This window comes from Pseudoxanthomonas koreensis (genome assembly GCF_010093225.1).
Lineage (GTDB): Bacteria > Pseudomonadota > Gammaproteobacteria > Xanthomonadales > Xanthomonadaceae > Pseudoxanthomonas > Pseudoxanthomonas koreensis.
In genome coordinates this window covers 1-15,484 of sequence record NZ_PDWM01000054.1, presented here as the reverse complement: position 1 = coordinate 15,484, position 15,484 = coordinate 1, and the positions used below count along the sequence as shown (strand labels likewise).

The following is a 15,484-nucleotide window of genomic DNA, read 5'->3' as shown; positions in this document are numbered from 1 at the left end:
GCTGCGCGCCGGGTCGAACGCGGCGCCCAGCGCGGCGATCGCGGCGATGTCGGCCGCCGCGGGCGTGTTGCCCGAGGCGACCGGCTCGCTCACGTCGGCGACGGGCGGCTTCCGCGGCGTGGTGTCCCCCGGACGCGGCGGCCCGGAAGGCGGCGCCGGCGCCCGCCCGGCGCCCACTGTGGTCGCGGCTGCTGGGCTGGCTGGCCGACCCCTGGCTGAAGCTGACCCTCGAACCGGCCGACCTGGACGAGCACACCAGCGACCCGCGCCCGGTCTGCTACGTGCTCGAGGACTACGGCCTGTCCAACGCACTGATCCTGGACAAGGCCTGCCGCCAGGCCGGCCTGCCCTCGCCGCTGGTGCCGCTGCCGCGCGACCCGACCCGGCGCAAGCGCGCCTACGTTGCCCTGTCGCGCCGCAATGCCGCCCCGCTGATCCCGGACCAGCGCCCGGCCAAGCGCACCCATTCCGATTCGCTGGCCAGGCTGCTGCAGGCCCATCGCGCCGATCCGGCGCTGGACGTGCGCCTGGTGCCGGTGTCGATCTTCGTAGGCCGCGCCCCGGACCGGCAGAGCGGCTGGTTCTCGGTGCTGTTCTCGGAGAACTGGGCGCTGGTGGGCCGCTTCCGCCGGCTGCTGGCGATCCTGCTCAACGGCCGCGACACCCTGGTCCGCTTCGCCGAACCGGTCTCGCTGCGCGGCAGCGTGGACGAAGGCCTGGATCCGGAACGCACCGTGCGCAAGCTGCAGCGCGTGCTGCGCGCGCACTTCCGCCGGATCCGCGCCGCGGTCATCGGCCCGGACCTGTCGACCCGGCGCCTGCTGGTGGACCAGGTGCTGGCCGCCGACACCGTGCGCGAGGCCATCGCCGACCAGGCCCGGCGCGACAGCAGCAAGCCGACCGAGGCCTGGAAGAAAGCCCACGCCTACGCCTGGGAGATCGCCGCCGACTACTCGCACCCGGTGGTGCGTTCGGCCAGCTTCGTCCTCACCCCGGTGTGGAACAAGATCTACCGCGGCGTGCTGGTCCACCACCTGGACAAGCTCAAGGAAGCCGCACCCGGCCACGAGGTGGTCTACGTGCCCTGCCACCGCAGCCACATGGACTACCTGCTGCTGTCGTACCTGCTGTACGAACGCGGCATCGTGCCGCCGCACATCGCCGCCGGGATCAACCTCAACCTGCCGGTGGTGGGCACGATCCTGCGCAAGGGCGGCGCGTTCTTCATGCGCCGCAGCTTCCGCGGCAACCCGCTGTATTCGGCGGTGTTCACCGAGTACGTGGCGCAACTGGTCTCCGGCGGCTACTCGCTGGAGTACTTCGTCGAAGGCGGGCGCTCGCGCACCGGCCGGCTGCTGCAGCCCAAGGGCGGCATGATCGCCATGACCGTGCGCGCCTACCTGCGCCAGCCCACCCGGCCGGTGCTGTTCCAGCCCATCTACATCGGCTACGAGAAGCTGATGGAGGGCAACAGCTACCTGGACGAACTGTCGGGCAAGCCCAAGGAGAAGGAATCGATCTGGTCGCTGCTGTGGGGCATCCCCAAGGTGCTGCGCAGCAACTACGGCCAGGTGGTGGTGAACTTCGGCGAGCCGATCGAACTGAAGCAGGTGCTGGCCGAGCACGCGCCGGAATGGAACGGCAAGCCGCTGCCCGAGGACGAGAAGCCGGCGTGGCTGGCCGACACCGTCCAGTCGCTGGCCCAGAACATCCAGGTCAACATCAACGGCGCCGCCGACGTCAACCCGATCAACCTGCTGGCGCTGGCGATCCTGTCCACGCCCAAGCACGCCATGGGCGAGGCCGACCTGCTGGCGCAGATCGCGCTTTCCAGGACCCTGCTGGCCGAGATGCCGTACTCGGAGCGCTTCACCGTCACCCCGCACACGCCCGCCGAGATCGTCGCCCACGGCGAGGAGATCGGCGTGCTGCAGCGCATCCCGCATCCGCTGGGCGACGTGCTCACGGTGGACGACGACAACGCGGTGCTGCTGTCGTACTTCCGCAACAACGTGGTGCATCTGTTCACCGCCTCATCGTGGATCGCCTGCTGCTTCCAGCAGAACCGGCGCATGAGCCGGCGCACGCTGGTGCGGCTGGGGCGCACGGTCTATCCGTTCCTGCAGGCCGAGCTGTTCCTGCCGTGGAGCGAGGAGGAGTTCGCCTCGCGGGTGGACCGGATCGCCGACGTGTTCGTGCGCGAGGGCCTGCTGCAACAGGTCAACGACGACGAGGGCGGCATCCTGCAGCGCAACCAGGGCCAGACCGACGAGGTGTTCCGCCTGCGCGCGATCGGCCACACCCTGCAGCAGGCGTTCGAGCGCTACTACATCGCCATCTCGGTGCTGGTGAAGAACGGCCCCGGCACGCTCGGCGCGGCCGAACTGGAAAGCCTGTGCCAGCTGGCCGCGCAGCGGCTGAGCCTGCTCTACGCCGAATCGGCGCCGGAGTTCTTCGACAAGAGCCTGTTCCGCAGCTTCATCCAGAAGCTGCGCGAGATGAAGCTGGTGTGGCCGGACCAGAACAGCAAGCTGCTGTTCGACGAGCGCCTGGACGCGTGGGCCAAGGACGCGAAGATGATCCTGGGCCGCGAACTGCGGCATACGATCGAGCGAGTGAGCCCGGAGGCGGTCCGCAACGAACCGGTCGAGCAGTCCCCCGCCGACTGATCCGCCGCGCCGCCTGCCCCCCGTAGAGCCGGGCTTGCCCGGCTCCCGCCCCCGGGTCGCCTTCAGGCAGGCTCGTCGGGGATCAGCAGGCTTTCCAGCTTTGCAATGCAGTCCTTGAGCTGCAGCTTGCGCCGCTTCAGGCGCTTGGCTTCCAGATCGTCGTCCGGATTGGCGGCCAGTTGCTGGATGCGTTCGTCCAGCGCGCGGTGCTCGCCGCGCAGGGCGGCGATGCGTTCGGCGACGGCGCTGGGATCGTTGGTTTCCACGAGCCCCAAGCTTACACCGCCGCGCGCCGCACTCCGGCTGCCACATCCGCCACGCCGCGTGCAGGCGCGGCCGCTAGAATGCTCGTCGATGAACGCCGTCCTGCCCCTGCCCGAACCCGCTCCCCGCAACCCGACCGGCAACCCGGCCCGCCGCCCGGACCCGCGCGTGGTCCAGCGCGAACACGCCAAGCTGGCCAAGCGCCTGCGCCGCCAGGTCGGCCAGGCGATTGCGGATTTCGGCATGATCGAGGCCGGCGACAAGGTCATGGTCTGCCTGTCCGGCGGCAAGGACAGCTACACCCTGCTGGACATCCTGCTGCAGCTGCAGCGCAAGGCGCCGGTGCCGTTCGAGCTGGTGGCGGTCAACCTGGACCAGAAGCAGCCCGGCTTCCCGGAGCACGTGCTGCCGGACTACCTGCGCGCACTGGGCGTGCCGTTCCACATCATCGAGCAGGACACCTATTCGGTGGTCAGCCGGGTGATTCCGGAAGGCAAGACCATGTGCTCGTTGTGCTCGCGCATGCGCCGCGGCGCGCTGTATGCGTACGCCGAAGCCAATGGCTTCACCAAGATCGCGCTCGGCCACCACCGCGACGACCTGGTGGCCACGTTCTTCCTCAACCTGTTCCACCACGCCAAGCTGTCCGGCATGCCGCCCAAGCTGCTTTCCGACGACGGCAGGCACGTGGTGATCCGGCCGCTGGCCTACGTGCGCGAGGCCGACATCGTCGACTACGCCGACGCGCGCGCGTTCCCGATCATCCCCTGCAACCTGTGCGGCAGCCAGGAGAACCTGCAGCGCAAACAGGTCGGGCTGATGATGAAGGAATGGGAGCGCGACTCGCCCGGGCGGATCGAGACGATCGCCCGCGCACTGGGCGACATCCGTCCCTCGCAGCTGTCCGATCCGAACCTGTTCGACTTCCTTGGCCTGGGCCACCGCGAGGGCGCCGCGCGCGCTGACGCGCATGCCTGGCTGGCGGGCGAGCCGCACGTGGCCGCCGACGCCACCCACGTCTCCACCGACGACGAAATCCCCTGACCCCCGTCGTCCCGGCGAATACCGGGACCCAGCGACTTTCGCCGCGGTCCCGGCCGGCGTCGCGAAAGCAAAGCCGCTGGGTCCCGGCATTCGCCGGGACGACGACCAATCCGCTACCCGAGTACCCGAATGTTCTTCAAGAACCTGAGCTTCTTCCGCTTCCCCACCACCCACGATTTCTCCCAGCTCGACGCCCTGCTGCCCGAGGCCGCGCTCAAGCCGGTCGGCCCGCTGGAGTTGTCGTCGGCCGGCTTCATCTCCCCGTTCGGCCGCGGCGAAGAAGCGCTGTCGCACCGCATCGGCGATGCGATCTGGCTCACGGTCGGCAGCGAGAACAAGATCCTGCCCGGTTCGGTGGTCAACGACCTGCTCGCGCAGAAGGTCGCCGAGATCGAGGACAGGGAAGGGCGCAAGCTCGGCGGCAAGGCGCGCAAGCGGCTCAAGGACGACCTGCTGCACGAGCTGCTGCCGCGCGCGTTCGTGAAGAGCTCGCGCACCGATGCGCTGCTGGACCTGGAGCATGGCTTCCTCGCCGTGGACAGTTCCTCGCGCAAGAGTGCCGAGGCCGTGGCTTCGGAAATCCGCCGCGCGCTGGGCAGCTTCCCCGCGATCCCGCCCAACGCCGAAGTCGCGCCGCGCAGCATCCTCACCGCCTGGATCGCCGGCGAGCCGCTGCCGGACGGGCTGGCGCTGGGCGAGGAGTGCGAGCTGAAGGACGCGATGGACGGCGGCGCGGTGGTCAAGGCGCAGAACCAGGAGCTGGTCAGCGACGAGATCGCCAAGCACCTGGAGGCCGGCAAGCAGGTGACGAAGCTGGCGCTGAACCTGGACGACCACCTGTCCTTCGTCCTCGGCGAGGACCTGGTGGTGCGCAAGCTCAAGTTCCTGGAAGGCGCGGTCGACCAGCTGGAAAGCACCGAGCGCGAGGACCTGCGCGCCGAACTGGACGCACGCTTCGCCCTGCTCGCCGGCGAAGTGCGGCGCCTGTTCCTGGTGCTGGAATCCTCGCTGAAGCTGAGCAAAGCCGAGGCCTGACCGGCGCACGGCTCCCGGGCCTACAATCGCCCCATGCCTTCGCTGTTCCGCCGCCTCACCGCCCGTCCGCCGCAAGGCGTGCAGCGCGACACGCTGGAACTGGAACTGGACGACGGCCGCCGCCTCACCGTGCAGCGTGTGCGCGACCCGCGCGCGCGCCGGCTCAAGCTCAGCGTGGACGAACGCGGAGCGCGCCTGACCCTGCCGCTGCGCGCCAGCCTGGTCTCCGGCGAGCGCTTCCTGCACGAACACCGGCAGTGGCTGGCCACCCAGCTGGAGCGCCACCTGCTGGCGGCCGACGACATCGCGCCGCTGCAGCCCGGCGTCACCGGCGACCTGCCGCTGCGCGGCGCCAGCGTGCCGCTGCACTGGCGCGAAGGCCGCTACCTCCGCATCGCCCGCGACGATGCCGGCATCCACGTACAGCACCCGGCGCGCGCGACCGATGCGGCCCTGCGCCGTTCGCTGCGCGCGTTCTATGAAGCCGAGGCCCGCGCCGACATCGGCCGCTGGCTGCCGGCCTACCTGCCCGGCCTGCCGCGCGCACCGCGCCAGCTGCGGCTGAAGGTGATGTCCTCGCAATGGGGCTCACTCGCGCCCGACGGCACCCTGGCGCTGGACCTGGCCCTGGTGCTGGCGCGGCCGTCGGCGTTCGAATACGTGCTGGTCCACGAGCTGTGCCACCTGCTGCAGGCCAACCACTCGCCTGCGTTCTGGTGCGAAGTGGAAGCGCGCTTCCCCGCCTGGCGCGCCGAGCGCGACTATTTCCACGCCGAAGGCCGCCGCCTCAAGTCCACCCTGCGCACCCTGCTCCTGTAGGAGCTCCATTCATGGGCGACCCGATCCCGCCGGAAGATGCCGCGTTCAACGCGACTCCTCCGGATCGCCCGCGTTGAACGCGGCTGCGTACCGGCATCGTCGGGTCGCCCATGAATGGAGCTCCTACAGGAAAAGCGCGGGATCCGGTCCGCGCGGAGGCCACGGGTCATTCGCGCGGCGCGCGCTAGGATGATGCCGTCCTCCCCGGAGCCCGCGCATGCGCACCTCGAGCCTGGCCGTCCTGCCGCTGGTCCTGTCCAGCCTGCTCCTGGGTGGATGCCAGCGTGAAACGGCGCCCGACGCCGACCCCGCGGCGGCCGGAGCCGACGCGGCGACCAGCGCGGCACAGGCCGCCACCAGCGCCGATGCCGGCGCCGGATCCGACGGACTCCGCGCCGGCGAACGCGGCACCAGCGCCACCCACGGCCCCAACGGCGCCCTTCCGGCGTACTGCATTCCCGGCGCCGGCACCGCCCCCCGCGGCGAACTGGTCGCCACCCGCATCGCAGCCGCCGATGGCGACGGCAGCAAGGGCCTGTACGAAGGCCCGGTGTGGAACGGCGAGGCGCTGTACTTCTCCGATTTCACCTTCGCCGAAGGCTTCCCGTCGAAGATCCGCCGCCTCGATGCCGACGGCACGGTGCACACGGTGATCGATCCCAGCGGCAGCAACGGCCTGGCCCTGGGCGAAGACGGCGCGTTGATCGCCGCCACCCACGACCGCAAGGAAATCTCGCGCTTCGACCTGGCCGACGGTTCGCGCATGCGCATCAGCGGCGAGTACGCCGGGCAGCCGTTCAACTCGCCCAACGACCTGGTGGTCGCCACAGACGGCACCATCTGGTTCACCGACCCGGACTACCAGCGCACGGCCGCACCCGGTGGCCAGGACCGGACCCGCGTCTACCGCATCGGCACCGACGGCGGAGTGGACGTGGTCGACGACAGCCTGCACAACCCCAACGGCATCGCCCTGTCGCCGGACGGCAACACCCTGTACGTTGCCGGCGGCGAGGAGAACGGCGTGCTGCGCGCCTACCCGCTGGCCAGCGGCAGCCTGCGGGGTGGGCACCGCGACCTGGTCACCGGCATCGCCGGTCCCGACGGCCTGGCGGTCGATTGCCTGGGCAACATCTACCTCACCGAACACGCCGGCCGCCGGGTGCGGGTGGTCTCGCCGCAGGGCCAGCCGCTGGCGACCATCGCGGTCGACGCCAACCTCACCAACGCCGCCTTCGGCGGCCCGCAGCGGCGTACCCTCTACCTCACCGGCGCTGGCGCGATCTGGTCGATCGAACTGGACGTGGCCGGCCTGCCGTACTGACGAAAAAAAAGCCCCGCCGAAGCGGGGCTCTTTCGTTGCATACCTGTGACTCGCGGCTCAGAAGCGGTACTGCGCCGAGACGCCGAACAGGTTGGCGCCGCCGTCGTAGGAGCCGGTCAGGCGCGAACGGCTCGAGGACAGGATGTCGATCTCCGGCGTGTCGACCAGGTCGATGTACGCGTAGCTGGCATCGAGCGAGAAGTTCTCGGTGGCGTTCCAGGTCAGGCCCACGGCGTACCACATGCGGTCCTGGTCGGGCATGCGCGGAGTGCGGTGCGGGTAGCTGACCGGGGAGTCGTCGCGGGCCACGCCGGCGCGCAGGGTGAACGCGTCGTTGAGCAGGTACTCGCCGCCGACGCTGTAGAACCAGCTGTCGCCCCAGCTGTAGTCCTCGGCCGAATCGGCCTGGGCCGGGTTGTCGAACTGGATGCGGATCTCCTGCAGCGAGCTCCAGCCGGTGTGCGAAGCCTCGGCCATCAGCGCGAAGCGGTCGGTGGCCAGCCAGGTCGCGCTCAGGGTGTGCACGGCCGGGGTGGTCAGCTTCGCCATCGCGCCGGTGTCGACGTACTGCCCGGTGGAAGCCAGGATCGTGGCCACGTTCGGCGGCACGGTGAAGTCGGCCTCGCCGCTCAGCTCGTGGTCGACCTCGGAACGGTAGGCGTAGCCGATCGACACGCTGTCGGTCGGGCGCCAGCTCAGGCCGGCAATGAAGCCGAGGCTGGTGTCGGTGCCGTTGACGCTCACTTCGCCGTCGTTCTTCTGCGGGCCGAACGGACCGGTGATCGGGTTGGGCATGAAGCACAGCGCCTGGGTGGCCGGGTTGGCGCACAGGGCCGAGCCGAAGTCGATCGCGTTGGACAGGGTGACGTCGGAGTGCTCGATCACCGCGCCCAGGCCGGCGGAGAAATGCGGGCCCAGCTCGAGCGAAGCGGCCAGGGTCAGGTCGATGATCTGCACGTCCGAGTTGAGCGCGTGGTAGCGGCCCTGCCAGCCATCGTCGTACTCGGTCTTCAGGCCGAACGGCGCGCTGACCATGGCGCCCAGGGTCAGGTACTCGAAGCCGCCTTCCAGCGGCAGGATGAAGGACATCGCCGGCACCGGGGACACGCCGCCGGCGTCGCCGCCATTGCCGCCGGTCAGCGGCTGCTGCAGGGGGGTACCGGACGCGGCGTAACCGCTGCCCTCGAATTCGAAGGACAGGTCGATCGCGGTGACGTCGCCCTGGACCGTGGTGCGGTCGAAGGTCGACATCAGCGCCGGGTTGTTGACCACGACCGAGGCGTCGCCCTTGGCCGAAGCGGCGCCGGCCATGGCACGGCCCTGGGCCTTGACGCTGTTTTCCTTGAGCTGGAACGCGGCGGCATGGGCCTGGCCGCAGGCCAGCACGCCGGCGATGCCGAGTGCCAGCACGGAAATACGGGTGAGGATCTGGGCGGAATGCATGTGTCGTTTTCTCTTCTGGATGAAGGGGTTGGAATGGCACCAGCGCCCGCGGGCCCTCCCCTCCCGGGAGCCGCCCGCCTCCGTCGAGTCCCCTCCCGACATACGACGCCGTATTGGAGTATACCCCTTGCGTTTAACAGGACAATAACGACGAAAGTCATGGCACCGGCGCGGCCAGCCCCAGGCCCGCTGACGCGCCCACCCCGCCTGGGCGATAGTGGGGGCATGTTCGTGCCCCTGCCCTCACGCCGGAAGGCTGGCCCGCGCTGGGCCACGCCGCTGCTGTTCGCGGCGCTGTGGCTGGCGTTCCTGTGGTCGCTGGGTCGCCCGGACGAGGCCCGGCAAAGCCTGTGGCTGGCCTGGGGCGCGCTGGGCCGCGGCCTGGGCGGCGGCGGGGCCTGGCTGGCGGCACTGCAGGACGGCAGTGTGCTGCGGCTGTTCACCGCTCTGTTCCTGCATGCCGACTGGGCCCACCTGCTCGGCAACCTGGTGTTCCTGCTGATCTTCGGCCTGCCCGCCGAGCGGGCGATGGGGCCGTGGCGGTTCCTGCTGCTGTTCCTGCTCGGCGGGGCGGTGGCCAACCTGGCCGCGGTGCTGACCATCGGCAATCCCGACCGGGTGGTGATCGGCGCCAGCGGCGCGGTGTCGGCGGTGATCGGCGCCTACCTGGCGCTGTTCCCGGGGGCGCGACTGGGGGTGGTGCTGCCGCTGGGGCTGTTCCTGGAATTCGTGCGCGCCCCGGCCTTCCTGCTGATCGGGATCTGGGCGGCGCTGCAGGTGGTGTTCGCCTACATCGGCCCGGCCTTCGGCGCGGTGGCCTGGGCCGCGCACGTGGCCGGCTTCCTGTTCGGGGTGGTGTTCGCACTGGCGGTGCGCGCCGGGATCGCCCGGCGCCTGCGCCGCCAGCGCGGCTACTGAGCCGGGCGCGGATCGGCCGCGCCCGAAGCCGCCACGGGCGCGCCGCCGGCCAGCTTCTTCAGTTCCACCAGCGCGGCGGCCACCGGCTTGTCGCCCGGCAGGGGCTGGCCGGGCGTATAGCCCTCGGCGCCCTCCTCGTCGCCGCGCAGGTGGCCCGGCAGCTTCGCCTCGCTCATCTCCGCCAGGCTCGCGGGAACATCCACGGCCTCCGGCAGCAGCGCCGGGTCGGGCTTGAGCTCGGTATCCGGCACGATGCCGCTGGCCTGGATCGAGCGGCCGCTGGGCGTGTAGTAGCGCGCGGTGGTGAGCTTCACCGAATCGCCGTTGTCCAGCGGCAGCACGGTCTGCACCGAGCCCTTGCCGAAGGTGCGGCTGCCGACCACGCGCGCGCGGTCGTTGTCGCGCAGCGCGCCGGCCAGGACCTCCGAGGCGCTGGCCGAACCGGCGTCCACCAGCACCACCACCGGCGCACCCTTGAGGCGGTCGCCCGGGGTGGCGTCGAAGCGGGTGTCGCTGATCGGAATGCGGCCGCGGGTACTGACGATGCCGCCGCGCTCGAGCAGGTCGTCGGCCACCTGCACCGCCGCGGTGAGCAGGCCGCCGGGATTGCTGCGCAGGTCCAGCACCAGGCCGCGCAGCTTGCCACCGGCCTTGGCCTGCAGCTGGTCCACGTGCTTCTGGAAATCGGCGCCGGTGTCGGCCTGGAAGGTGCTGATGCGCACGTAGCCGTATCCCGGCTCGAGCATGCGGCTGCGCACGCTGGTGAGCTTGATGGTCTCGCGCTGCACGGCCAGGTCGAACGGCTTGTCGCGACCCTCGCGCACCAGGGTGATGGTGACCTTGCTGCCCGGCGCGCCGCGCAGCGGTTCCATGCCCTCGACCTGGGCGATCGGCTTGCCGTCGATGGCGATGATGGTGTCGCCGGCGAGGATGCCCGCGCGCGCCGCCGGGGTGTCGTCGATCGGCGCGATGACCTTGAGCGTGCCGTCCTGCTGCTGCAGCAGCTCCACGCCGATGCCATCGTAGGCACCGCTGGTCTGTTCGTCGAAGGATTCGGCCGCGTCCTTGTCCAGGTAGGCACTGTGCGGATCCAGGTCCAGCAGCAGGCCCTGGATCGCCGACTGCATCAGCTCGCGGTCCTCGACCGGGTCGACGTAAGCATCGCGAATGGCGTTGTACACGGCGACGTAGCGCTGGATCTCGGCCAGCGGCACGCGCGAAGTGGCCGCCGCGCGCGCGTCGGTTGCGTCGGGGTCGTCGCCGGCCGGGACCGGTGCGTCGGTTGCGTCGGACGCGGCAGGTGCATCCGGTGCGGGCGCAGCCTGGCCAGGTGCAGGGTCCGCAGCGGTTTTCCCGCTGCCAGCGGGCGCGGCGGGCACTTCACTGGCCCGGCTGGCCGGCTCCTGCGGTTGCGGCTGCTCGGCGACGGCGGGCAATGCCGGCCACAGGACCAGCAGCAGGGCCGATTTCAGCAGGATCGACTTCGACGGGGTCGACGTCGGCAGGAGCAGGGACGTGCGGCGCATGCAGGACTCCGGGATGCGCCAGGCGCGCATGGCCGGATTATGCGGCAACCCCGCCCCGATCCCGCCTGGACTTCACCTGGCACACGCGCCGGCGCGCGACCGGTTCAGCGCCGCTGCAGCCAGGTCGCCGGGTCCACCGGCTGTCCGTTGCGGCGCAGTTCGAAGTACAGCGCCGGCCGGCCGTGGCCACCGGAACTGCCCACCCTGGCCACCGCCTCGCCGCGGCGCACGCGGTCGCCGGCGTCGCGCAGCAGCGATTCGTTGTGCGCGTACAGGCTCATGTAGCCGTTGCCGTGGTCGATGATCAGGATCAGGCCGTAGCCGGTCATCCATTCGGAGAACACCACGGTGCCGTCGGCCACGGCGCTGACCTGGCTGCCGTTGGCCGCGCCGATCAGCACGCCGGCGCTGGTACGCCCATCGGGCAGCTTGCCGCCGTAGCGGGCGAGCAGGTCGCCGCTGGCCGGCCAGCCCAGGCCGCCGACCTTCGGCGCAGGCGCGGCGCTGGCCACCCGCGGCGGTACCTTGGCCGGTGTCGCGGGTGTGCGACCGGAGTTCGTCTGCTCCTTGCGCTCCTGCGCGGCGCGCGCGGCCGCGGCGCGGCGTTCGGCCTCGGCGCGGGCCGCGGCCGCGCGCAGGTTGGCCAGCAGCCGCTCCAGCGACTTCACGTCCTGGCCCAGCGCCTTCTCCCGCGCCTGCCGGTCCTGGTAGCGGGCATCCAGTTCGGCCACCACGCTGGCGCGCTCGCCACGGGCGCGCTTGAGCGCCGCCTGCTTCTGCTGCTGTTCTTCCTTCAGTGCCAGCAACTGCGCGGTGCGGGTGGTGATCTCCATTTCGGTCGCGGCGAGCGCTTCTAGGGCGGTGGAGAGTTCGCTCACCTGGCGCACCTGCTCGCGCTGGGCATAGCGGTAGTAGGCCAGCGCCCGCTGGGCATCGGCGACGCGGTCCTGAGCCAGCAGCAGTTTCAGCGGTGCCTGCGCGCCGGTCATGTAGGCGCTGCGCAGCAGCGCGGCCAGGCGCTCCCGGCGCTGACCCAGGTCGCGCTGCATCTGCCCGCGCTGCCGCTGCAGCGCGGCCAGCGCCTCGGCTTCACGCTGCAGCGCCGCTTCGGTCTCGGCCAGTTCGCGGCTGGAGCGGCCGAGCTGCTCGTCGGCGCTGCGCAGGCGCTGGGCGGCATCGCCGCGCTGGCCCTCCAGGCGGCGGCGTTCGCGGGCGATCTGCTGCAGTTCGCCGCGCGCCTGGCGCAGTTGCTGCTCGGTGGCCTTCTGCGACGGGGCCTGGGCGTACGCAGCAGCAGCAATACCCGAGGCCAGAACCAGGCCCAGCACCAGCGCGGGCAGCGCGCCCAGCCGGCCCGCACCCGTGCACCAACGGGCGGAAAATGGCCAGGACCGGCCCAGCTCGCGGCGATGGCGCACGCCCGGCACTCCCATGAATCCAGCCCAGTGACTTCAGACAGTGGCGGATTGTAGCCAAGGGTGGTCGTATGCTGTCCCGGTTCCCGCAATACAGGCAACGACCATGATCGCGCGCATCCTGTCCAGCCTCGCCTTCGCCTTCGCCCTGGCATGCCCACTGCCGGCGCTGGCCGGAAACGACATCAGCAAGGTCAATGGCAGCATCGAAGCCACCGCCGGCACCAGCTACGGCGACCTGGACACCGTCAATGGCGCCGTGCGCATCGGCGAGGGTGCCCAGGTCCGCGAGGCGAGCACGGTCAACGGCAGCATCACCGTCGGCGACGGCGCCAGCGTCGGCAGCCTGGAGACGGTGAACGGCTCGATCCGGCTGGGCCGCAACGTGCAGGTCGCCAAGGACATCGAGACGGTCAACGGCAGCGTGTTCGTCGACCAGGGCGGCAAGGTCGGCGGCGACGTCGAAACGGTCAACGGCGCCATCGGCCTGGTCCGCACCGAGCTGCGCGGCGGCATCGAGACGGTCAACGGCGACATCACCGTCGGGGTGGGCTCCAGGGTGGGCGGCGGCATCACCATCGAACGCTCCCACGGCTGGTTCAACACCGGCAAGAAGCGCAAGCCGCGGGTGGTGGTTGGCCCGGACGCGGTGGTCGAAGGGCCGCTGAAATTCGAGCGCGAGGTGACCCTGTACGTGCACCGCAGCGCTCGCACCGGCCCGGTCACCGGGGCCGAGGCGGTGGTGTTCGATACCGAGACCGCGCCGCAGGACTGAACCGGCGCGGCTTGGCTAGAATCGGGGTTCCGCTGTTCCTCTGGAGGCCCGATGTCCCGCAAAGTCCTGATCGGCCTTGCCGCCGGCGCCCTGGCGCTGGCCGGCTGCAAGCAGGCCGACACCCCCACCCCGGCCACGGCGCCGGCCGCCGCCGAAACGCCCGCGCTGCCCGCGAGCGACCACGCCTTCCAGCCGGCGATCGACGCCGGCGACTTCACCGAACTGGCCCGGACCCTGGCCTCGGACGAATTCGAAGGCCGCGCGCCCGGCTCGGCCGGCGAGGAGCGCACGATCGAGTACATCCGCGCGCAGATGCAGCGCATCGGCCTGCAGCCGGGCAGCGGCGACAGCTACTTCCAGGACGTGCCGATGGTGGAGACCACCGCCGACCCGTCGACGAAACTGGTCCTGGCCATCGACGGCAAGCCGGTCGAGCTGGCTTTCGGCACCGACATGGTCGTGGGCACGCGCACCGGCCAGGCCCAGGTCAGCATCAAGGACAGCCCGGTGGTGTTCGTCGGTTACGGCGTGAGTGCGCCGGAGCGCGGCTGGAACGACTACGGCGACCAGGACTGGACCGGCAAGACCGTGGTCATGTTCGTCAACGACCCCGGGTTCCACGCCGGCGACGAGAAGCTGTTCGACGGCAAGCGGATGACCTACTACGGCCGCTGGACCTACAAGTTCGAAGAGGCCGCCCGCAGGGGCGCCGCCGCCGCGCTGATCGTGCATGACGATGCCGGCGCCGCCTACGGCTGGGACGTGGTGAAGAACTCCTGGTCCGGCCCGCAGTACGACCTGCCGGCGGCCGACGATCCGGATCCGCGCCTGCCGGTGCAGGGCTGGCTCACCGCCGACGCCGCGCGCACGCTGTTCGCCGGCGCCGGCATCGACCTGGACGATGCGTACAGGCAGGCGGTCAAGCCGGGCTTCAAGCCGGTGCCGCTCAACGCCACGCTGTCGCTGGAGCTGGCCAGCACCACCGCCAACAAGACCTCGCGCAACGTGATCGGCGTGCTGCCGGGCACTTCCCGTGCCGACGAGGCCGTGCTGTACATGGCCCACTGGGACCACCTGGGCAAGCATGAGGGCGAAGGCGACCAGATCTACAACGGCGCCGTCGACAACGCCACCGGCGTGGCCGGCATCCTGGAGATCGCCGAGGCATTCGCAGGCCAGGAGCAGAAACCGGAGCGTTCGGTCGTGTTCCTGGCGGTGACGCTGGAGGAATCGGGCCTGCTGGGTTCCAAGTACTACGTCGCCCACCCGACCTTCCCGCTGGACAAGATCGCCGGCGTGGTCAATCTGGACGCGATGAGCGTGGCCGGCCGCTCGCGCGACTTCGTCGTCGTCGGCAAGGGCAACTCGGAGCTGGAAGACCTGCTCAAGGTGCATGCCGACCAGCAGGACCGCGTGCTGGAGCAGGAAGGCAACCCGGCCGGCGGTTTCTATTTCCGCAGCGACCATTTCAACTTCGCCAAGGCCGGCGTGCCGGCGCTGTACGCCAAGGGCGGCGACGACCTGCGCGAAGGCGGCAAGGAAGCCGGCAAGGCCGCCGGCGCCGAGTACGCCAGGCGCTACCACCAGCCCAGCGACGAGATCCACGAAGGCTGGCGCTACGACGGCGTGATCGAGGACCTGCAGGCGCTGTACGGCGTGGGCAAGGACCTGGCTGCCGGCGGCACCTGGCCGAACTGGTACGACGGCAACGCCTTCAAGGCCGCGCGCGACCAGATGATGGACGGCAAGGCGCCGGTGACGGACGAAGCAGGCAAGTGACGTAACTGTCGCGGGCCGATCCAAGGCCCGCGCTTTGCAGGCAGAAGGGCCGGTTCCCTCGGCGGGAACCGGCCCTTCCTTTTGGTGCTCCTCCGGACGCCACGCCCTGGCGCGCTCGTCCCGGCCGTACTCCCGAAGCCCGCGCAGGCAACCGCTTCCTGTAGGAGCCCACTTCAGGGGGCGACCCGACACCGCTGGAACTTGCGCCGCTCAACGCGACCCACCTGAAGAGGCGCGTTGAACGCAGCTTCGACCAACGTCATCGGGTCGCCCCCTGAAGTGGGCTCCTACAACCGCCGGGTTGCCCCGGCTGCGTTGCCGGATCAGCGAATCTCCAGCCTGGCGGCGACGTCCCCCCGGTTTTGAGTAGCACGGCGAACTGGAGTCCAATTCCCCAAAGCGAGGAGATTGGACGTGAAGAAGCGCTTTTCCGAAGAGCAGATCATCGGCTTCCTGCGTGAGGCCGAGGCCGG

Annotated in this window: 12 protein-coding genes; 8 read left to right on the top strand and 4 right to left on the bottom strand. The window is 70.6% G+C overall.

Annotated features, from left to right (window positions below; translation table 11 throughout):
• Nucleotides 1-2,669 (top strand): glycerol-3-phosphate 1-O-acyltransferase PlsB (gene plsB, locus CSC64_RS12920; protein WP_425501731.1); only part of this gene is annotated, 2,669 nt, incomplete at its 5' end.
• Between the two features lie 62 nt (nucleotides 2,670-2,731).
• Here plsB and CSC64_RS12915 read toward each other — a convergent pair.
• Nucleotides 2,732-2,935: a YdcH family protein gene (locus tag CSC64_RS12915; protein WP_162435741.1), complete on the bottom strand. Its 204-nt coding sequence runs from the start codon at nucleotides 2,933-2,935 to the stop codon at nucleotides 2,732-2,734.
• A gap of 88 nt (nucleotides 2,936-3,023) precedes the next feature.
• On the opposite strand from CSC64_RS12915, the gene ttcA reads away from it, so the two are divergent.
• The 4 genes from ttcA (at nucleotide 3,024) to CSC64_RS12895 (ending at nucleotide 7,155) form a co-directional block, all read left to right on the top strand.
• On the top strand, nucleotides 3,024-3,977 hold the full coding sequence (ttcA, locus tag CSC64_RS12910) for a tRNA 2-thiocytidine(32) synthetase TtcA (RefSeq protein ID WP_162435740.1): 954 nt from the start codon (nucleotides 3,024-3,026) through the stop codon (nucleotides 3,975-3,977).
• A gap of 129 nt (nucleotides 3,978-4,106) precedes the next feature.
• A complete protein-coding gene (locus tag CSC64_RS12905; RefSeq protein ID WP_162435739.1) occupies nucleotides 4,107-5,012 on the top strand; it encodes a recombination-associated protein RdgC in 906 nt (301 codons plus the stop codon).
• Nucleotides 5,013-5,045: 33 nt separating this feature from the next.
• A complete protein-coding gene (locus tag CSC64_RS12900) occupies nucleotides 5,046-5,831 on the top strand; it encodes a YgjP family zinc-dependent metalloprotease (protein ID WP_162435738.1) in 786 nt (261 codons plus the stop codon).
• 217 nt (nucleotides 5,832-6,048) lie between these two features.
• Complete coding sequence (locus CSC64_RS12895) at nucleotides 6,049-7,155, top strand: SMP-30/gluconolactonase/LRE family protein (RefSeq protein WP_162435737.1); 1,107 nt, start codon at nucleotides 6,049-6,051, stop codon at nucleotides 7,153-7,155.
• A gap of 57 nt (nucleotides 7,156-7,212) precedes the next feature.
• Here CSC64_RS12895 and CSC64_RS12890 read toward each other — a convergent pair whose 3' ends face one another.
• Nucleotides 7,213-8,598, bottom strand: a complete 1,386-nt coding sequence (locus CSC64_RS12890; RefSeq protein ID WP_162435736.1) for an OmpP1/FadL family transporter — start codon at nucleotides 8,596-8,598, stop codon at nucleotides 7,213-7,215.
• A gap of 225 nt (nucleotides 8,599-8,823) precedes the next feature.
• On the opposite strand from CSC64_RS12890, the gene CSC64_RS12885 reads away from it, so the two are divergent.
• A complete protein-coding gene (locus CSC64_RS12885; RefSeq protein WP_162435735.1) occupies nucleotides 8,824-9,516 on the top strand; it encodes a rhomboid family intramembrane serine protease in 693 nt (230 codons plus the stop codon).
• Here the strand turns inward: CSC64_RS12885 and CSC64_RS12880 are convergent.
• The gene (locus CSC64_RS12880) at nucleotides 9,510-11,042 is read right to left on the bottom strand and encodes a S41 family peptidase (RefSeq protein WP_238390041.1); all 1,533 of its coding nucleotides are present in this window, start codon (nucleotides 11,040-11,042) and stop codon (nucleotides 9,510-9,512) included. The two genes, CSC64_RS12885 and CSC64_RS12880, sit on opposite strands and share 7 nt — an antisense overlap.
• Before the next feature lie 104 nt (nucleotides 11,043-11,146).
• The gene (locus tag CSC64_RS12875; protein ID WP_425501730.1) at nucleotides 11,147-12,370 is read right to left on the bottom strand and encodes a murein hydrolase activator EnvC family protein; all 1,224 of its coding nucleotides are present in this window, start codon (nucleotides 12,368-12,370) and stop codon (nucleotides 11,147-11,149) included.
• A gap of 193 nt (nucleotides 12,371-12,563) precedes the next feature.
• Here CSC64_RS12875 and CSC64_RS12870 point away from each other — a divergent pair, with 193 nt between their 5' ends.
• Both CSC64_RS12870 and CSC64_RS12865 read left to right on the top strand, forming a co-directional pair.
• Complete coding sequence (locus CSC64_RS12870; RefSeq protein ID WP_162435733.1) at nucleotides 12,564-13,232, top strand: DUF4097 family beta strand repeat-containing protein; 669 nt, start codon at nucleotides 12,564-12,566, stop codon at nucleotides 13,230-13,232.
• A 51-nt stretch (nucleotides 13,233-13,283) separates the two neighbouring features.
• Entirely contained in the window at nucleotides 13,284-15,011 is a 1,728-nt protein-coding gene (locus CSC64_RS12865) for a M28 family metallopeptidase (RefSeq protein WP_162435732.1), read from the top strand.
• The last annotated feature ends 473 nt before the right edge of the window (nucleotides 15,012-15,484 follow it).